General features: G+C 43.0%; 20 protein-coding genes. 4 read left to right on the forward strand and 16 right to left on the reverse strand.

Going from position 1 to position 19,599, the window contains the following annotated elements; translation table 11 throughout:
* Positions 1 to 68 precede the first annotated feature (68 nt).
* Entirely contained in the window at positions 69 to 425 is a 357-nt protein-coding gene (locus tag ACN6MV_RS30305; protein WP_042131559.1) for a nucleotide excision repair endonuclease, read from the reverse strand.
* Positions 426 to 792: 367 nt separating this feature from the next.
* Here ACN6MV_RS30305 and ACN6MV_RS30310 point away from each other — a divergent pair, with 367 nt between their 5' ends.
* Entirely contained in the window at positions 793 to 2,283 is a 1,491-nt protein-coding gene (locus tag ACN6MV_RS30310) for a peptide MFS transporter (RefSeq protein WP_419885430.1), read from the forward strand.
* A gap of 54 nt (positions 2,284 to 2,337) precedes the next feature.
* On the opposite strand, the gene ACN6MV_RS30315 is transcribed toward ACN6MV_RS30310, so the two are convergent.
* Positions 2,338 to 3,753, reverse strand: coding sequence for a hypothetical protein (locus tag ACN6MV_RS30315; protein WP_076121614.1), 1,416 nt, complete (start codon positions 3,751 to 3,753; stop codon positions 2,338 to 2,340).
* Positions 3,754 to 3,910: 157 nt separating this feature from the next.
* Positions 3,911 to 4,663, reverse strand: coding sequence for an SDR family NAD(P)-dependent oxidoreductase (locus ACN6MV_RS30320; RefSeq protein WP_038573803.1), 753 nt, complete (start codon positions 4,661 to 4,663; stop codon positions 3,911 to 3,913).
* A gap of 187 nt (positions 4,664 to 4,850) precedes the next feature.
* Between ACN6MV_RS30320 and ACN6MV_RS30325 the strand changes: the two genes are divergently transcribed.
* On the forward strand, positions 4,851 to 5,492 hold the full coding sequence (locus tag ACN6MV_RS30325) for a TetR/AcrR family transcriptional regulator (protein WP_081390073.1): 642 nt from the start codon (positions 4,851 to 4,853) through the stop codon (positions 5,490 to 5,492).
* Between the two features lie 59 nt (positions 5,493 to 5,551).
* On the opposite strand, the gene ACN6MV_RS30330 is transcribed toward ACN6MV_RS30325, so the two are convergent.
* The 3 genes from ACN6MV_RS30330 to ACN6MV_RS30340 all read right to left on the reverse strand — a co-directional run bounded on the left by ACN6MV_RS30330 (position 5,552) and on the right by ACN6MV_RS30340 (position 8,003).
* Complete coding sequence (locus tag ACN6MV_RS30330; protein WP_375104309.1) at positions 5,552 to 6,673, reverse strand: nitric oxide synthase oxygenase; 1,122 nt, start codon at positions 6,671 to 6,673, stop codon at positions 5,552 to 5,554.
* Positions 6,674 to 6,823: 150 nt separating this feature from the next.
* Positions 6,824 to 7,102 (reverse strand): hypothetical protein, encoded by a 279-nt coding sequence (locus tag ACN6MV_RS30335; RefSeq protein ID WP_341115638.1) that lies wholly within the window; start codon positions 7,100 to 7,102, stop codon positions 6,824 to 6,826.
* 79 nt (positions 7,103 to 7,181) lie between these two features.
* The gene (locus ACN6MV_RS30340; protein WP_375104310.1) at positions 7,182 to 8,003 is read right to left on the reverse strand and encodes a methyl-accepting chemotaxis protein; all 822 of its coding nucleotides are present in this window, start codon (positions 8,001 to 8,003) and stop codon (positions 7,182 to 7,184) included.
* A gap of 106 nt (positions 8,004 to 8,109) precedes the next feature.
* Between ACN6MV_RS30340 and ACN6MV_RS30345 the strand changes: the two genes are divergently transcribed.
* Both ACN6MV_RS30345 and ACN6MV_RS30350 read left to right on the forward strand, forming a co-directional pair.
* Positions 8,110 to 8,976, forward strand: a complete 867-nt coding sequence (locus ACN6MV_RS30345; protein WP_419885431.1) for a metallophosphoesterase — start codon at positions 8,110 to 8,112, stop codon at positions 8,974 to 8,976.
* 202 nt (positions 8,977 to 9,178) lie between these two features.
* Positions 9,179 to 10,285, forward strand: coding sequence for a PdaC/SigV domain-containing protein (locus ACN6MV_RS30350; RefSeq protein ID WP_042131571.1), 1,107 nt, complete (start codon positions 9,179 to 9,181; stop codon positions 10,283 to 10,285).
* Between the two features lie 65 nt (positions 10,286 to 10,350).
* On the opposite strand, the gene hmpA is transcribed toward ACN6MV_RS30350, so the two are convergent.
* The 10 genes from hmpA to ACN6MV_RS30400 all read right to left on the reverse strand — a co-directional run bounded on the left by hmpA (position 10,351) and on the right by ACN6MV_RS30400 (position 19,595).
* On the reverse strand, positions 10,351 to 11,556 hold the full coding sequence (gene hmpA / locus ACN6MV_RS30355; RefSeq protein ID WP_339288558.1) for an NO-inducible flavohemoprotein: 1,206 nt from the start codon (positions 11,554 to 11,556) through the stop codon (positions 10,351 to 10,353).
* A 214-nt stretch (positions 11,557 to 11,770) separates the two neighbouring features.
* Positions 11,771 to 12,607, reverse strand: a complete 837-nt coding sequence (locus tag ACN6MV_RS30360) for a YitT family protein (RefSeq protein ID WP_076120334.1) — start codon at positions 12,605 to 12,607, stop codon at positions 11,771 to 11,773.
* 45 nt (positions 12,608 to 12,652) lie between these two features.
* A complete protein-coding gene (locus tag ACN6MV_RS30365; RefSeq protein WP_419885432.1) occupies positions 12,653 to 13,153 on the reverse strand; it encodes a VanZ family protein in 501 nt (166 codons plus the stop codon).
* Between the two features lie 17 nt (positions 13,154 to 13,170).
* A complete protein-coding gene (locus tag ACN6MV_RS30370; RefSeq protein ID WP_419885433.1) occupies positions 13,171 to 14,028 on the reverse strand; it encodes a M15 family metallopeptidase in 858 nt (285 codons plus the stop codon).
* A 106-nt stretch (positions 14,029 to 14,134) separates the two neighbouring features.
* Entirely contained in the window at positions 14,135 to 14,830 is a 696-nt protein-coding gene (locus ACN6MV_RS30375) for a response regulator transcription factor (protein WP_419885434.1), read from the reverse strand.
* A gap of 126 nt (positions 14,831 to 14,956) precedes the next feature.
* On the reverse strand, positions 14,957 to 15,964 hold the full coding sequence (locus ACN6MV_RS30380; RefSeq protein WP_419885435.1) for a sigma-70 family RNA polymerase sigma factor: 1,008 nt from the start codon (positions 15,962 to 15,964) through the stop codon (positions 14,957 to 14,959).
* Between the two features lie 102 nt (positions 15,965 to 16,066).
* Positions 16,067 to 16,747, reverse strand: coding sequence for a YdeI/OmpD-associated family protein (locus tag ACN6MV_RS30385; protein WP_419886841.1), 681 nt, complete (start codon positions 16,745 to 16,747; stop codon positions 16,067 to 16,069).
* Between the two features lie 67 nt (positions 16,748 to 16,814).
* Positions 16,815 to 17,849, reverse strand: coding sequence for a stalk domain-containing protein (locus ACN6MV_RS30390; protein WP_419885436.1), 1,035 nt, complete (start codon positions 17,847 to 17,849; stop codon positions 16,815 to 16,817).
* 154 nt (positions 17,850 to 18,003) lie between these two features.
* Positions 18,004 to 18,459, reverse strand: coding sequence for a RidA family protein (locus tag ACN6MV_RS30395; protein ID WP_419885437.1), 456 nt, complete (start codon positions 18,457 to 18,459; stop codon positions 18,004 to 18,006).
* 71 nt (positions 18,460 to 18,530) lie between these two features.
* Positions 18,531 to 19,595: an LLM class flavin-dependent oxidoreductase gene (locus tag ACN6MV_RS30400; RefSeq protein ID WP_419885438.1), complete on the reverse strand. Its 1,065-nt coding sequence runs from the start codon at positions 19,593 to 19,595 to the stop codon at positions 18,531 to 18,533.
* Positions 19,596 to 19,599 lie beyond the last annotated feature (4 nt).

Below are 19,599 nucleotides of genomic sequence, written 5' to 3' on the forward strand. Positions count from 1 at the left end.
TTATTTCATTCCTATCTTCTTTTACATAAAAAAAAGCACCGTCATTGGACGGCGCCTCTTCTTTATGTTTATCTAAACATCACTTTATCTACATTGTATTTAGACTTAAATTCATTAATGATATACGTTTCATAAATTTCTCTATGAACAGGGCTTTCGATCAAACATACATCAATTCTGGTGACCTCGTCTCGGTGCAGCTTGATATCAGATACGGTATCTTCGAAATGTTTTTTGATTCTTGGTCTTAGCTTTCTCGCTTTACCTACAAACAACAACTCATCTTGGTCATTGTAGAACATAAAGATACCGCCGTAGTCTCTTGGAATCAGGTGAAAATCAGTGAATCCGTAAATGTTGCTTAACTGCGGGTTAATTTGTTTAGTAATACTAACATCCACATTGGGCATAGTTATGTTGATCATTTTAGCTCACGTCCTCTTTCTATATAGGAGTAAATAGTATCATAAGTTAGCCTTTTATTCTATCTTTCACAATGAACCTTGCTCAAAAGGAGTAGTGGGAATTGGACCCATTAACACACTCGTTTTTTACCACTGCTTGAAACCACAGGTTCTTTGGTTAAATTCAACGTTTCATTCTGGATGAAAAATACAATATAAGTTAATTATAAAGTTCTGCTGGAAATATTACTAAAAAATATGACATTATTCAGAACCTTCTCATCAAAGGGTTGTGATTTTCCTCATGAGGGTATTATAAATATTAAGGTAGTGTAGTGTGGTATTAGCATCATGAAAAGAGCAATTAGCATCTAGGAGGATTTGATTCATGTCAGCAACAGACAGGCAAAAAATTGTAGATAGTGTCCCGCAAACCGGATTTTTTGGACATCCAAAGGGACTGTTCACGCTTTTCTTTACTGAATTTTGGGAACGTTTTTCCTATTATGGCATGAGAGCAATCCTTGTTTACTACATGTATTATGAAGTAAGCAAAGGCGGACTCGGATTTCCAGAGGATATGGCCCTTTCGATTATGTCTATCTACGGCTCACTCGTATATATGTCCGGAATTATAGGCGGATGGCTTGCCGATCGGATTTTCGGTACTTCGAAGGCTGTCTTTTACGGTGGCGTTCTAATTATGTTCGGGCATATTTTACTGGCGATACCGGGAAATGCCACGTTATTCTTTGCTTCGATGATTATGATCGTGCTTGGAACCGGACTTCTTAAGCCCAATGTATCAAGTATTGTAGGGGAAATCTATAGCGAACAAGATAATCGCCGCGACGCTGCTTTCAGCATTTTTTATATGGGTATTAACCTTGGCGGATTCCTCTCTCCACTGATTGTAGGCGCTGTGGGTATGAATAATTTCCATCTAGGCTTCTCGATTGCCGCAGTAGGGATGTTTATCGGATTAGTTGTTTACGTAGTGACTCGCACCAAAAACCTAGGTCTGGCGGGTACGATTGTACAAAACCCGATTCCAGCCGAACAAAAGAAAAAACTATTTACTTGGATCGGTATTGGATTAGTTGTGCTTGCTGTATTAGTTACGGTCGGCATACTTACTGGAATACTCACCTTTGAGACATTTATTAAGATCGTAGGGGTTTTAGGGCTTCTTATTCCTACAATGTACTTTATTGTGATGTACCGCAGTCCCAAGACAACCGCTGTAGAGCGATCACGGATTCTCGCGTACATCCCTTTGTTTATCGCCTCGATTATGTTCTGGGCCATTCAGGAACAAACTTCAACAGTTCTAGCAAGCTTTGCGGATAAGCGCACCCAATTGGACTTCGCGGGTATACACATTTCTCCGGCTTGGTTCCAGTCGCTTAACCCGCTGTTTATTATCGCCCTTGCACCTGTATTTGCATGGATTTGGTTAAAGCTCGGTAACCGTCAACCAACGATTCCTCAAAAGTTCTCGCTTGGTTTATTATTTGCCGGTCTGTCTTTCCTGGTCATTCTGGTACCTGCATATTTCGGTGGAACTAATTCACTTGTAAATCCATTATGGCTAGTGCTAAGCTATTTCATCGTCGTCATTGGGGAGCTATGCTTGTCACCCGTTGGCCTCTCGGCAACGACCAAACTGGCACCCGCTGCTTTTACTGCTCAGATGATGAGCATGTGGTTCTTGTCCAATGCTGCTGCGCAAGCTATTAATGCTCAGATTGTGAAGTTCTATACTCCGGATACCGAAATGCTGTACTTTGGAGTTATTGGTGGAGTTGCCATTGTGCTCGCGGTAATTCTCTTCCTGTTCTCTTCTAAGATTCAGAATTTCATGAAGGGGATAAGATAAACATATAAGGCTGCCGAGATATCTCGGCAGCCTTTTTTGAATCAATATCCAGGTCTACACCAGAAACATAGCAACGATCGTTGTAACTATCAGCCCAATCAGTACTGGTTTAACGTTACGTCTGGCAAGCTCAAATGGACTTACGCCACAGATGGCGGCGGCTGGAATCAATGCCCATGGGATTAACGTCCCTCCACCAACCCAAATGGCAGATACTTGACCGAGGGCAGTTAAAGTAGCTGCGTCGGAGTGTGTAGCAACAGCGAATAATTTTCCGATGGACCCCGCCAGTGAAATTCCCGAGAACCCTGAACCATCAAGACCCGTAATGGCTCCTGTTATGGTGGCAGTCACAGCACCTACAGCACCATTTAGAGGAACATTATGCGCGAGAGCAACTCCTAGATCATTTACAATCCCCTGTGATGCAGCAGGTAAAACTTTGCCGAACAATTCAGCAAAGGCCGAATCCCCCAGATAGAAGAATGCAGCAATCGGAATCACCGGACCGAATACTTTGAAACCGAATGTAAGCCCATCGATCAAATATGAGGTGACTTGCTCCAGTCCTTTATTACGATGTGCAAGCAATGTTACTACGACCAAGATGAACACAGCAGTCCCACCCACTAAGGCAGTTGCGTCTCCACCCTGTAAATCCAGTAGAAACATACCTGCTACATCAGCTAAAAATAGAAGAGGGATAACGATAGCCAGCCATTTCTTCAGTGTGGGAGAAATCACCGTCTGACCTTCTACTTTATCATTCTCCGCAGCTAGCGCACTCGCGGCATTCTTCCCGGATATCAGTCCGTCTCGCCAAGTACCGTTCTTCTGATCTCTTCGCATCATCCAATAAGCTGTTACCGTAGTGACAACACCCATCACTATGACAAGTGGGATACTTGCTTCCATGACACTACTTACCGGAAGTCCTGCCGCATCTGCCGTTAATTTGGGTGCACCTTGAATGATATAGTCTCCCGATAGCGCAATCCCGTGACCGAATAAGTTCATCGCCATCGCTGCTCCGAGTGCAGGCAGTCCTACACGAATCGCTACGGGCAGCAGCACAACCCCAATCAAAGCCACAGCTGGCGAAGGCCAGAAGAACCAAGATGTCACCATCATAATGAGGCCAATTCCCCAAAAGGCTATAAACGGTGTACGTAAAAACCGGGTAAGCGGCGCTACCATCGTCTCGTTAATTCCGGTTTGGGTTAATACTCGGCTCATGGCTACAATGATGGAAATAATCATAATCGTACCCATTAGCTCCTTGGTTGCATATACAAAAGAGTTGAATACGCCTGTGACCGAGCCACTAATCGTTTCTGTTGCGAGCCAGCCAAGTACAAAGATGCCTGCAATACAGATCATCGTTGTATCCCGCCGCCTAATCAGAAGTGCCATAATGAACACGATGAATGCCAGATATACATAATGTAGCGCTGTTAATTGGATGCCCATCTCTGAACCACACCCTTCTCCTGCTTACAAGTGCTATATGTTATGCAGGGAAGTAGGCTAATGTTCGGTAGAGATGGACGCTTAAAAAAGCCGCCCTACGTGTAGAGAGAATCTACGCATGAGACGGCTTTCTTAGTATTGCTTATTTAGAAATTTATTATTTAGCCACGACTCCGCCATCAACTGGCAGCTCAACGCCTGTAATGTATGAAGCTTCATCAGAAGCCAAGAACAATACAGCTTCAGCTACTTCAGAAGCACGTCCAACGCGTGGCAATGCAGTCTGGGACATAAAGAAGCTATGCATTTTTTCGTTATTTACAAATTCAGCACTCATTGGGGTTTCGATAAATCCAGGGTGAACAGAGTTCACGCGAATGTTGTCTTTACCAAAATCTACAGCCGCTGCTTTACTCAGCATACGAACGGCACCTTTTGAAGCTGTATAAGCGCCGGCACCGCTGCTGCCAGTCAAACCTGCGATGGAGGAGATATTGACGATGGAACCACCTTTATTGTTCTTCATTTGAGGAACAACATGTTTCATGCCAAGAAATACACTGCTCACGTTAATGTTCATTACTTTGTTCCATTGATCAACAGTGGATTCAAGCAATTGAACTGGGAACGAGATCCCTGCGTTATTTACTAGGATGTCGATTTTCCCAAATTTGCTAATCACATCTTCTACAACTTTGATCCAGTCTTCTTCAGAAGCTACATTATGTGCATAAGCTGCTGCTTGTCCACCATTGGCTTCTATTTCCTTCACAACTGCTTGTACAGCAGCTTCGTTAATATCAGTTGCTACAACTGTAGCACCTTCTTTGGACAATAAAAGGGCTTCTTCACGACCCATGCCACTGCCTGCACCTGTAATTATTGCTACTTTATTAGTTAGACGATTCATAATTAAGTCTCCTCTATAATCGTATTGTGATATAATAATTCGAGTGATGATAGTCACACTATCACTGTGATATTTATCATATCATTTTTACGAAATAACTACAACCTCTCCTTGCTTAATCCAATAAACGGTGGATATAATACTAATAATTAAAAAACCTAATCAAAAATGGAAGGGTCTATCCCTCATGAATCCTAAAGCACGCTATGAAAAAGAACGATCCGACGGTAAACAGCAACGATTATATACGATTCTCGAATCCGCAGAACGAATATTTTCGCAAAAAGGAATCGAAAAGTCGACGATGCAAGATGTCGCAACTGAAGCGAATATCGGAATTGCGACTCTCTTTCGATATTTTCCTAGAAAAGAAAAGCTCATCGTGGCTGTGGCCACCCGAATGCTCGAGCCGATGCTCGATTATTTTAAGTACGTAGCTGACTTGCCACTTAACTGTCTTGAAAAGATCGAGATGTTGTTTGATTTCTTTATTCAGGACCAAAATCATTTAAGCATTATCTTTATGGTCAATTTTGAAAGCTACGCCTCTCACTTAAATGAGCCTGTTGAGGATGTTCTGGATTTCAATGCATTGAACCGCAAGATTTGGCATGAGTACTCCAGGATCATTCAAAATGGGGTAGAAGACGGTTCTATTCGCGCCGATCTCCCTGTGAAAGAGACCTTAATCACGCTGATGAACAGCTTTGCTCTCTTTTCCAGAAAGCTAACGATGAAAGAGAACATCCTCCTGCTAGAATCGGATTTAGACTCCGACAAGCAGCTTGAGCTTCTTAAACAAATCTTTCTAGAGCATTTAAAAGCCTAAAAAAGCGCCAGTTTCCTTATGAGGGGAACTTGGCGCTTTTTTGATCATGAATTGGATTGCTAGTGAAAAGGACAGGTGGCCACAGGTGATCGCTGATAAAGGAAACGAGGGCTGTAATCATATTCTTTCAGCTTACTGTCATGCCAAATCGGTGTGGACGACGGAGACATAGGGGGAATCAGCCATGACCAGCGTCCCGAAACCTGACGTCCATGTCCCTGCTCCTGCTCTTGAAATCTCACAAATTGATCAGCTGCTGTATGGTGATCAACGATACTGACCCCAGCTTGCTTAAAGGAATACAGTACTGCACGATTCAACTCAAGAAGCGCCCGATCCTTCCAAAGCGTAGTGTTACTGGAACGGTCCAGTCCCATCAGATCAGCTACAGCCGGCAAAGCGTTATATCGTCCAGTATCGCCCAGATTACGCGAGCCAATTTCGGTTTCCATATACCAGCCGTTAAAAGGAGCCGCGGGGTATAGAATTCCGCCAATTTCCAACTGCATGTCCGAAATGATCGGCACCGAATACCAACGGAGCTGAAGCTCTGCAAAACGTTCAATTTCGGGATGAGTTAACGGCACCTCCTGAATGAGGTGTTGAGGAATAGGAAATACATGGGGGTGCCCATTGCCTATGCTGATTACTAGTGGCAATACATCATAATTGCCCCTTGTTCCCTGCCAGCCTAGTTGTTGGCACACTTTCGTAAATTCATCCGATGCCGGATCGCCAGCGCGTTCATGTTCAGCATCACCAGGATATCCCGCGTAACGAATCAATTGATGGTTCCAAATCCGGATTCTCCGATCAGGAGCTTCCCCGCTGCGGAAGACCGTGATAAGTGGACGAATACGTCCTCCATTATTCGCCTTTTCCAGATGTCGCAGCAAAGCTTCAGCAACATCCTCCTCGGTCTCTGCCAGACGTTCATCCATCAGCTCAATGGATTGCCAAAAGAGGCGGCCGATGCAGCGGCTATTATGTCGCCAAGCCATTCTTGCCCCATGAGCCAGCTCTTCCGTTGTATGTGTGTAACTCCCGGATTGATTAATTTCTTCTCGTACGGCTTGGATGCGTTGATCCATCTCAGCTTCAGTCTTATCAAGTTCAGCGTAACATTGTCGAATGAAAGCCTCCGCCTGCCGGGTTAACTCTTCAATGTCCTTACCATCCATATCGTTTATCTCCCATCCAAGCTCTTGCCAGAACCTTCAATCCAGTATACCATCCTCAATCCTAAGCTACATCCTTAAGGAAACAGTACATGAGAGTGCATGAGAACAACCCGTGAAGCTTAGTCGCTTCACGGGTTGTAGCAGGAACATCTAGCGTTCTGAACGTTTCCCTTGCGTCTTCAATGCAGCAAGCCTGCTCTTATCCTCGGCCAGCAGTTCTTCAGCCAACTCCACACCTTGTGGGCCTAACGCGGCCTGGGCTTGCTCTACCGCCTGTTCGGTATGCGCCAAACGGTTCTCAGCCTGTGCCAAAGTCTGTTCTGTTGGATGACTAAGCGCCTGAGAGACAGAGAAATGAAGCTTGCCTAAAGCATTTTTGGCTTGAGTTACATTGTCGTTCGCTTGCAGACTGGAATCGGGTTGTTTCATAAATGAAATTCGCTCCCTTCTGAAATGCGCCTGTTCCCTTCTAGCATGGTTTAGGATAAGTAACTTTATGCATTACACCTTATTGGATAATGGATTGCATGAAAGTAGTCATTTCTTTGCTGGCCTTATTTAAGCGTTCAATCACTCCGCTGAATTCAGTAACCAGTTCTGCTTGTGCGTGTGAAGATGCGGAGATCGATTCAATTTCCAGCTCCATCTGTTTAATGGACTTTTGAACATCACTGAGTGATTTTTCAATATTATGGGTTGCTTCTTTGGTATTTACGGATAGTTTTCGTACTTCCTTAGCCACAACACCAAAGCCCGCCCCCTGCTCTCCTACACGCGCAGCTTCAATGGCAGCATTTAGTCCTAGCAGGTTCGTCTGCTCAGAAATCTCACGAATGAAGCTGGTAACCTTATTCACTTCTTGAGACTCTGTTACCGCTCTACGTGTATTATCTAATATTTGCTGCGAGGTGGCCGATAATTCTTGAGATTGTGCGGCTACGCTCTGAACCATATCCATTAGGTGATTGCTTATCCCATTAATCTCATCTGTAAATACTTCAAGCTTATTCTCGTTCTCCAGTGTGTAGGCAATTGCGAACACACCTACTACCTCGTTGTCTGTTCCATATATAGGCACACATGTTGAAATTACAGGAGATCCATAAATTTCTGCTGGAATCCGGTTAAAGCTAACCTCACCTTTCAATCCATTTGAAAGCGTTAGGTCTTCAGGCGGAATAGGACTTCCTTTGGCCAGTCCAAAATCAATGGCATTACTGGGAGTATAATACTGGAAGATTTCCCTGTCCGTAATACCGATCATAATATCTTGCGAGTGAATCTTTTTGAAATAAGGTGCTGCGAGGACTAAGGCATCGATAATACTCATCTGTTCATCTCCCATTAAGTAAATGTATATGTAAGTTTATCGACACAATGAGTGACATAATGAATATTGTCATATTAAAGTAACAATCCTATCGTAGGATGGATTCATGAACACTAAACCTATTAGCAGACGTCAATTTTTAAAGAAAAGTGCTCAAATCTCGCTGGGGTTACTTGGAACAGCCACTGCATCCGGAATTTATTCATACTGGGTTGAGCCGTACTGGCTTGAAGTAAAATCTATAGATATAACAATTCCTATACTCCCTCCAACATTCGATAGATTTCGTATCGTTCATTTCAGTGATTTACATTTAGGCGTATACTCGAGGCCAGAAGCTTTAACAGAGTTAGTGCAGCAAATTCAACAGGTCAGTCCGGATCTGATTTGCTTCACTGGGGATCTGTTAGATCATTCTGTGGATTATATTTCAGAGGCTGTAGACTTCTGTTCGCAGTTGCGGGCTCCTTTTGGGCAATATGCAGTGTTAGGTAACCATGACGCTTTTGGCACTCGGAGAGCTGTAACGAAAGGGTTAGCGCAAGCTGGCTTTCATGTACTTCACAATGAACATGCTGTCTTAAAAAAAGATAGAAAAGAGCTCTATCTTGCTGGGGTGGATGATCCGTGGGTTGGCAAAGCAGATATCCAACAGGCGCTGCTCCATATCCCCGACAAGGCATGTACCCTGCTCCTTGCCCACGAGCCTGATTTCGCCGATGAATATAGTGATCTCCCCATAGACCTGCAATTGTCCGGCCATAGTCACGGAGGGCAAGTGCGCCTCCCACTCGTTGGCGCTTTGTATACCCCGCCTCACGGCAGTAAATATTCAAATGGATTATACCAGCTCCCGAACAGCCGACTTCAGGTCTACACGACACGTGGGATTGGAGTAACTCGTATGCCCATACGTTTTAATTGTCGTCCCGAGCTTACCGTAATTACTTTGAGATCACCTATTGATTCATAAATTCAATAATGGTTAAAGAAAATAGACCTGGAAGTTAAAAAATCGTTAGAATCTCTGTGATTTTTCGTATTCAATGCAACAACACTGTAACCCCAGATGTAACCAAATCTATTAGAGGCTTAAGTATAATCGTAAGAGTGATAGCGGAAAACAACACCTATCGAACTACATAAGCCCATTAATGGGAAGGAGAAATATAACCATGAATAAAACAATGAAATGGACGTCTGCTGTATTAGCTGCTGGAGTATTACTTGGAGGATCGGGACTAGTAGGAGGAACTTTTGTTAATGCCGCAGCTACCGGAGGAAATACCGTAAAACAAGCCACTCAACAGCCTTCTGTAGTGCTTAAATATAAAGGCCAAGTCTTAACACAGCAAGGGAAAATCGTAGACGGAAATACCATGATTCCTTTAACTGTATTGCGTGATGCCTTTGGTCTTGCCATTGATTATAATTCAACCACTAGAACTTACAGTGTGGGCAGCGACTCGATGAAGCTTAACCTAGAGGTTTCTGACTATGGCGTCAGCACAGATTTGAACGGATACTATATTTATAGTATGACCGGAAATCATGAAGCGAAGATGATCAATGACCGCCTATATGTCCCATTCAAGCTGTTAAATGATTATTTAGGGATTCAAGGTGTATATAATCCAGTCCAGAAATCACTAGAACTTAGCAAGCTGGTGATGAATGATATCAAGATTACCTCTGTTACCTTGGATAAGAGCAATAAAAATGCTACTATTCAGATTCAGTATCCAAAAATCAGTGGTCTAACAGATGAAGTGCAAAACACGATTAACACAGCCTTCAAAAAAGAAGCTGAACGATTCGCTTCAGAGGCTGAGAAAGAAGCCAGCCGTAGAGATGGCACGATAGAGCATAAATATGACTACTCTCAAACTTATGTTGTCACCTTTAATCGTGAAGGCGTACTTAGTATTGTAGTCGATCAATATGGATATAGCGGTGGAGCACACGGCGGTACTATTCGCGAGGGACATACCTACTCACTGAAGGATGGTAAGAAGATAGAACTTAAAGACCTGTTAAAGGCAGAACCAAACTACAAACAAAAACTAGATAAAATGTTGAAGCAAAGCACTAAGGATGTAGCTTTTCCGGAGTCAACTGGTGGTCTAACAGAGAAGCCTGCCTTCTTCGTCAGTGAAAGTGGCTTAGCTATCTTCTATCAACAATATGAAATCGCACCTTATGCAGCTGGAATCCCTACCTATACCTTTAATTTTAGTTCAATACTGCCTAAAGGCACTAATCCATTTGCTTCTTTCAAATAAATCACCACTAACGCAAAGCAAAAAGCACCTCAGCCAATCAGCTGCGGTGCTTTTTGTTATCTTTATTATTCTTCTAAACTGCCAGCTGGTCCAAAGAATTCAAAATGAATTCTCTCCTCCGGTACCTGCCATTCCTTGAGAGCCTTATAAATGGCCTTCATAAAAGGAGTCGGCCCACAGAAATAGAATTCAGCGTTCACGTCTGCTATTTCTTGAAGCCAAGAAAGATCAATATAACCAGATCTATTGCACTTGTCTCCTTCTCCTGGAGATTCATAACATACATAGGAACTTAGAGCAGGATGAGATTGCGCTAAATCTGCCACCCTATCCTTCATAGCATGCAAGCTTCCATTGATGGCTGCATGAATATAGGTTACCTCGCGTTCTGGCTGTGCAGCAATGATTGTCTCCAGCATACTTACCATTGGAGTTAGCCCCACACCCCCGCTGATTAGAACCACCGGAGTGTCACTAGTCTGATCCAGTACGAAATCGCCCGCTGGAGAGCCCACTTCTAATATAGATCCCACTTGGACGACATCATGGAGATAAGTAGATACGACGCCAGCAGGTTTATCTAGCCCTTCGCTCTCCCGTTTAACAGTGATACGGTAATACGCCTGATCCGGAGCACTGGACAAACTATAGTGGCGAACATGGGTATATTCCTCACCCTCTGGCTGAACACGAACCGTGATATACTGACCCGGGGAATAAGAGGCGATCGCCCCTCCGTCCTCAGGAGACAGGTAAAAGGAAGTAATAAGCTCACTTTCTCTAACCTTCCGAGTGACGATAAAGTTTCTGAATCCACTCCAGCCCCCCAGCGCTTCGGCAGCTTCACGATATTTTTCTGCTTCAACTCCTATGAAAGCATCTGCGATTACCCCATAAGCCTTAGCCCATGCATCTATAATTTCCGGTGTTGCCGCATCACCAAGCACTTTCCCAATCGCAGCTAACAAGGTCTCACCCACGATCGGATAATGCTCAGGCAATACACCCAGTGCTCGATGCTTCTCTGCAATCTGTTTTACCACCGGCAAGATATTTTCTAGCTGATCAATATTCATGGCCGCTGCAAGAACTGCATTAGCAAGTGCTGTCTGCTGTCTGCCTTGCCGCTGATTGGCATGATTAAATATATTCAATAGCTCTGGATGATTTTCAAATAACATGCCATAAAAGGTCGTAGTAATGGTTGTTCCATGAACCTGTAATACAGGAACTGTTGATTTTATAATAGCAATCGTTTGTTGATCTAACATATGAATACCCCTCTCTCCTGCAATACAATAAGATAATGCCTCTATAAAAAGCATATAGAATCTGCAAATGAGCGAGTGTGCGTTGAATCACTTTAGAATTTAATAAAATGTGAACAAACAAAAAATGCAATGATATCCATCACAATCGAATGCCCAATCCAAAAAAAAAAGCTGCCCAAGCAGCTCACGTAGCTACCGGACAGCACTTTATCTCTTATTTTGCCAGCTCCACAAAGCCTTCTCCGAACACATCTCTTACATCGTGAATGGCGATAAAAGCCTCTTTATCAATCGATCTTACGATCTTCTTAAGCATGGTCACTTCCTGCTTGCTAATGACAATATAGAGCAGCTCTTTGGGTTCTTTAGTATAATACCCTCGGCCATAAATAACTGTGACCCCTCTATCCATGATTCGATTAACTTGTTCAGCAATTTTATCCTGCTCCTTGGATACAATTGTAACGGCCTTCTTAGGATTCACTCCCTCAATAATGAAGTCCATCACCTTAGTCGCTATATAGAGCATCACGATCGTAAACATCAGACTTTGCACACCAATGATGAAATACGAAGCAAATACCACAACTAAATCGACCAAGAGAAGAGCGTAGCTAACGTTCCAATCCAAAAATTTATGCAGAATTCTGGCGATAATGGTTGACCCTGCGGTCGTCCCACCCACGCGTATGATCATTCCGATACCCACACCAGACAAGATGCCTCCAAATATTGCATTGATGATCAACTCATCGCTGGCGATATGCCAATTCTTTGTAAGAATCAAGAATAACGAATTAAAAAACACCGCAATAATTGTATATACCGTCGTCGTTTTGTCTAAAAATTTATAACCCACAATCAATAATAAAGCATTAAGAATCAAGCTAACAATACCTGGCGACCACTGATACAAATAGTATGTAATCATAGTCAATCCCGTTACCCCGCCTTCACCGAACTCGTTCGGAATCACAAACAAGTTAACGGCCAAAGAGAACAACAATGCTCCTACAATGATGGAAACAATATCCGAAATACGCTTTTTCATACCATGCCCCTTCTATCCTCTGTCTATATCTACCATCCACAAATACTAACACCGCTTCGATATAGTTGTAAACAATCCAGAAGAAACCAGCATTCTATATAAGGCGTAACCGACTACCCCACCGCAAGTGTTTAAGATCAGATCATCCACATCAAAGGTGCCGATATACAATACCAATTGTGTAACTTCAAAGCTCAGACTCAGCGTAAAAGAGAGCATGAGGACTTTTCGGAATAACCTTTCTTTTTGTGAAAATAGCATAGGGACCATGATCCCAAACGGAATAAATGCCAGAAGATTGCCCACCAAATTAAGCGATGAAAACGGATCTGAAAATGACAGTTGCTCTATCCCTCGCGAGATTTCTTTAAAGGGTATATAGTTACCCTGTCGATGAAAAATTCTGTCAGGATGCTCAAGCATACGCCCCGCCTGTTCCCAAAGTGATTGCAAGCTAAAAGGTGCCCCTTTAAATAAAATGATTCGGATCAAGAAATACATATAGACGATAAATATGGCTGCCAGCAATAATTTCATAGCAGACATGCTTTTAGGCTCTGTACTCATTGCACTGTGGTCACAATTACGCCATCCATATTGTCACCCGACGTTTTATATTGCCCTTTCTTTGGAATCTTAATACTTGTATATCCCGATATTGGATAATAGCTTACTGTATATGTTTTACCATCTACAACCGTTGAAATTTCACTATTCTCCTTCAAAAGATCTAAATATTGTTCCAGCACAATCCCCTTCTCATGAATGATTGCACTGTGCGGCAACCCGACATAACGGAAATGCCAAGGTTCATATTTAATCCCCGTAATCTCCGTTTTGTCTTTAGGATAGCGTAGAATAAAGCCATATTTCCAAGCCTTGTTTTGCAGCCATTTGCCCTCAGGCGCTTTGCTCATTTCTGCTTGAGACGATCCGATATCCAGCGATAAGCCTAAATTATGTTCACTATATTGTGCCGGTAAAGCATAGTCTGAACCTTTTTCTTCATACAATTTCTCTTGCTCATCAAAGTCTCTGTACCCACTGCTAATTAAAAAATGATTCACGCCGTCTTTCTCAGCAGCCTTGATCATCTTAATGAATGTAAGTGCTACACTTTCAGACAAACGAATAGAGGTATCTAGTAAACCATATCCTTGAACCAGATCCTTCTGATCATATAAGGTCACAATATCAGACTTCACGCTGTCCTCATGTACCGGATATTGTTTGTTTACCAGCAATAAATCTCCTTGATATACCTGATCTTGCGTAACCACCTTTATACTATCGCTATCTCTAATCGATCCTTTTCCGATCTTATCATTCTTATCAGCCAGATTACCCGTATCCGGTAAATAACGAGCGGCCGCATAACCAAGCAACAACACAACGATCATCAAAAAGCCCCACTTTTTCATCCGTAATGTCCTCCCATTTCCTCGATAGGAATAGAATAACGAAGACACTTTAAAGAAAAAGCAGGGCAATTATAAAGTTTTTCTTAAAATATACAAATCTCGCTGCCTATCCAGTAAAGGTATATCCTACGCCCCAGATTGTCTTAATAAATTTATTCTTATTCATGTCTTCTCCAAGTTTTTTGCGTAAAGTACGGATATGCACCATGACCGTGTTACCACTCTCATAATAAGCTTCTCCCCACACCTGTTGAAAAATGCTCTCTGCGCTAAACACCTGCTTGGGATGACTGGCTAATAAATGCAGAATATCAAACTCTTTCGGAGTTAAATCTATCACTTCGCCGTAAAGGGTGACGGTATGTTCCTCCGGTGAGATCATCAAGCCCCCTACTTCAAGGACCGATTTTGGAATGGCTGCGGGCTGACTAAATTGTATAGAGCGGCGAAGTTGAGAATTAACGCGGGCGACTAATTCCATTGGATTGAACGGTTTGGTCATATAATCATCTGCGCCCATAACAAGTCCCGTGATCTTATCCAGATCAGAAGTCTTCGCACTTAAAAAAATAATCGGCAGATGATGCTGCTCCCGAATGTGACGGGTTACCTCATAGCCATCCAGGCCTGGCATCATAATATCCAGAATCGCCAAATCTATCGTTTGTGACTCAATAGCTTGTACCGCTGCCCGCCCATCGGATACTTTAATGATATGATACCCTTCTTTTTGCAAATGCAAAGCCACCAGATCCGCAATCTCCGCCTCATCATCCGCAATTAATATCGTAATGCGCTTCATCTATATTTCACCCCTGTAGGTTTGTGCTATATGATCTACATCCATTATACCCCAAACTTAAAAACCACTCCTAGGATGAAGTGGTTTCGATGAATTTAATGATGAATAAATAGTCCTGTTGGAATATTATTTATTTTTATGATAACTCTCTAGCAGGGCATCTAATGAAATGCCATTAACTGTGACGCCTGAAAGATTGCAGTCTTTTATCTCTACATTCGAAAGATCACACTCTACAAAAGATGTGCCATTAAGCTGGCATCGTTCAAACTTATTGCCTTTACCATACAAGTGAATATCATGGAAATAGGCTTCTCCTAATTCACTATCGCTAACCTCGATTTCCCACAATCCGACTTCATTAAACTTAACAAGATGCATATTGATATCGTTAAAAGTAGTACTGCTCATATTAATATTGTCAAACTTGGTACCCGCCATATTTACATTAGAAAAGTTCGTCTTAGGCATATCAATATCATCGAATTCACTTTGGCCCATGGCCACACGACGAAAGTTGGTTTCAGGCATTCTTTCATCCTGAAAAACTCTCTTTTTAAATTCGTCCTGCAATTTGTTTTCACTTAGATTGTTATTCACTGTACTCAACATCTCCCTTTTTAAGATCGTTCTTGATCTGCGGAGTCTACTCTCGACAGCTTCAATAGATAAATCAAGGAAATCAGCGATCTCCCTAACCTTGTAGTTGTCGATATAGAATAGAATGGTGACTATACGGTTAGCTTCGGATAAGGTGTTTAATGCCTTCCACACATCTTGCTGGAGTTCTTTTCGGAGGAGCTGATCTTCAGTAGTCTCCAGCTGAGAAACCTCGATTTGCTCCATGAATTCATATACAGCTTTCTTCTTATTCGCCCTAAACCAATCCATACATTCCCGTGAAGTAACTGCATATAACCAACTGGCGAGTTTCTCTGGCTCCTTTAAGTTGGATAAATTACGATAGGTCTTAACAAAAACCTCTTGTGTAATGTCTTGCGCAGTGTGGAAATCACCCAATTTACCGTAAGCTACTCCGTATACTGCATTGGAATATTTGCCGATAAGCCCACTGAATGCATCCATATCCCCTTTACACACCTTATCTACCAGTTCTGCATCCGTACAAGTCACTATCTGCCTCCTTAACAATCAAGTTCATAACATAAGACGGAAAAGGAGTTCAAAAACCGTCTTTATGCCTGCAAATAATCTTTTTAATGAAGAAAGGTCGATTTAAGATTCTGTACTACTGGCTTGTCGATACAGCTCACGGCTCTTATAACCCGCCCGTAGAATCATCTTCATTTCCTCTTTACGCTTAGCTCTTGTTGCCTCTTGTTTGGCACTATAGACATATCGAGCCCAATCTTTACGATAGCCCGGGGTAAGCGATTGATAGATGGTAAGAAGCTCCGGTGTATCTTTCAGATCTTCTTCTACATTTGGAATAAAAGAAATATAGTCATCCACAGATTGACTTGGGGTATTGGAAAGCTGACCTTTACCCTTAGCATCCTCTTTTAACCCCACAACTGTAAAGACATCGTCTAATCCAACCATGCGTGCAAATTTAATATTACTGGTCCCGATATAGCCGTTCTCATCACTGCCCAGACCCTCTAGCAAGTCGTCACGATGAATAAAGGTCGGATACACTTTGTTTCCCCTTTTAGGATATGCCACAAAGAGATAGCCATTCTTATGAAGATGCTGATGTTCTATCACACGGTTCACTAGTTCTTGTAATGACGACATATCTAGTACAAAAGCAAATATAAGATCATATGCTCCTTTTAGCGAAGTATCATAATCGGACAATTCAGCCAAATAATCAGAGCCCTCCGGTTTATTCAATATCGCTACTTGGTTGTATTTTTGTAAGTTCAGCTTTTCTACGATTGTTTTAGTCACTATGCTTCATCCCCCAAATATATTCGGACGCTTCTTCATCGTGATCATTATAGCCTAATCGCTACCTAATCTAAAACATTCTACGCGCCGTCACAAAACGCTTCTTCCACTTCTCACTCAGGGCTTCATAATGAACGCCTTTCTCTTTGGAATACGTATGCAATATCTGATTATTTCCCGCATACATGGCAACATGACCAATCTCGAGACCACGTGCACTAAAGAACAATAAATCTCCTTTACGCAGCTCGTTGATCCCAACTTCCTTCCCTTCTTTGGCTTGATTATAGGAGGTGCGTGGCAGATCCACCGACAATACATCCTCAAATAAATGCCCTACGAAAGAAGAGCAGTCGAATGTAGAAGTCTGGTTCGTTGCTGCACCAAATTCATAAGGGGTTCCCAGATACTTCTCGCCGTAAGCAAGCAGTGCGCTTCCCTGTTTCTCAGCGAGCGACTCACTAGTATAATTGCTATATTTGGGTTTAGCAGATATGTATCCCGTCTTGTTGTCTTGCGTTCGCACTTCTAACCAGAAAGCATTCACTTCCCTAATCACATGTACCTTCTCACCTGCAGACAACATTTGCTGAACACCTGATTGGTCCGATGAATTTGGCGAACTGCGCAGGTTAACCCCATAAAGAATCGTTGTATCGTAATTCATCGCTGAGTAGATGCGGACTGTCCGAGTACTAGCCTCCCATTTCACAGTGCTACCTAGAGCCTCGCTGACAAAACGCAGCGGCATCATCGTATTACCACCGACGACCTGACCCGGAACGGTTAAGCTTAAGGCTTGTCCATTTTTGTTCGCGGTTAAATCTCCTATTTGATAAGTCAGTACCAGCGTTCCCTTAGTGGCCTTCACTGTTTTGGTATCGTTGTTCCATGAAATCTTTGCTCCCTGTTCTTCAAACACCTTGCGCATGGGAACCAGCGTTGTACCGTTTATGAGCAAGGGCTGAACCTCTAATTCAAGCTGTCGATCGTCCAGAAAAACACCCGTAACCTGATTCTGAGGCGTTACCGCCGCATGGGCTGGAGCTGTATAGAGTATAGATGTGAGTAGTACAAGTAGTGTGGCTTTCTTATGAATCTTCATGATGTCATCACCTCGTTGATTGATACGTTCATATACTATTACTAAAATTAGGATCATTAGTTTTGTTACAATTTTTGGGGTTGGCGTCTAACTACAGTTCAAACCATGTAAAAAAAGAGGACTGCGGTCACCTTTCGGTGCCACAGCCCTCTTGTTAATCCACTTCAAAAATAGAATCAATGATGATCGGAAGATTATCTCTTACAGAAACAGCGCCCAATACCGAACGTGCATGACTGCCTTTGTCTCCGAATACCTCCAGCAGTAAATCAGAACAACCATTGAGTACTTTATGATGTTCTTCGAATAAGGGATCGGCATTCACAAATCCTTGAATTTTGATCACTCGCTTCACTTTATCCAAGGAGCCTAAAGCTGACTCAAGGACGGCAAGAATCTCAATCCCTGTCTGACGTGCATAATGATAGCCTTCTTCGGTAGTGAAATCTTGGCCCAGCTTCCCTTTGGGATCTCCGGCTGGTCCTTTGCCCGATACAAAACATAATCCATTAACAATGACGTAGTTAGCATACTTTGCCGCCGGTTCACTAGCACTTGGCAGGACAATACCTAATTCTTCAAGTCTGTCCGCTATGATTCGATCCGTCACTTCAGTACCCCCCTCCAATTCACAACAGCTTCAATAAATTGGTAAGATCATACTAGTTAATCTAAATGGGGTCAATCCTCTTTTGCTTCAACCTCTGCTTCCCATCTCGATATCTCAGCTCGAACAATGGGTGCCACTTCAGTACCCAATAGCTCAATAGCTCTCATTACATCCTTGTGAGGCATCGTACCTAGCGGTACATGCAGCATAAAACGTGTAATCCCTACGTGTTTGCGTAGGTGAATGATTTTTTCAGCAACAGTATCTGGATCTCCTACATACAAAGCGCCTTCGAATCTACGAGCCGCATCATAGCTCGCCCGACTGTAATGACCCCATCCGCGCTCCCGGCCAATCACGTTCATGCTAGCCTGTGTAGAAGGAAAGAACATATCGGCAGCAAGCTGATTATCTTCTGCAATAAAGCCGTGTGAGTGTGAGGCAACCGGGAGCTTCGATACATCATGTCCTGCTTGGGCTGCCGCTTTCTTATAGAGCTTCACCAGTGGAGCAAACTGTAGCGGACTGCCTCCGATAATCGCGAGCACAAGAGGTAGCCCGAGCAGGCCCGCACGAATCACAGATTCCGTATTGCCGCCACTGCCAATCCATACAGGCAAAGGATTCTGAACAGGGCGTGGATAAATGCCCAGATTATTAATGGCAGGACGGTGATTTCCACTCCAGGTTACTTTTTCGGATTCCGTTAACTTTAACAACAGGTCCAGCTTCTCATCGAATAACTCATCGTAGTCATTTAAATCGTATCCAAAGAGCGGGAAAGATTCGATAAAGGAACCCCGGCCTGCCATGATTTCCGCTCGTCCATTTGAGATTCCATCGAGTGTTGCGAAATCCTGAAATACACGTACTGGATCAGCAGAGGACAGCACGGTTACCGCACTGGTCAACCGAATTCGTGTCGTCTGTGAGGCAGCCGCAGCCAGCAAAACTGCTGGAGAAGATGCGGCATAATCTTTTCGATGATGCTCACCCACACCAAATATATCTAAGCCCACCTTATCCGCAAGAACAATCTCCTCTACTACCTCGCGCAATCGCTCCGCATGACTTATTAATTCACCCGTTTGAACATTCGGTGTTGTTTCTACGAACGTACTGATTCCTATTTCCACTTAC

The sequence above is a fragment of the Paenibacillus sp. B-A-8 genome (assembly GCF_048572915.1).
Classification (GTDB): domain Bacteria; phylum Bacillota; class Bacilli; order Paenibacillales; family Paenibacillaceae; genus Paenibacillus_AQ.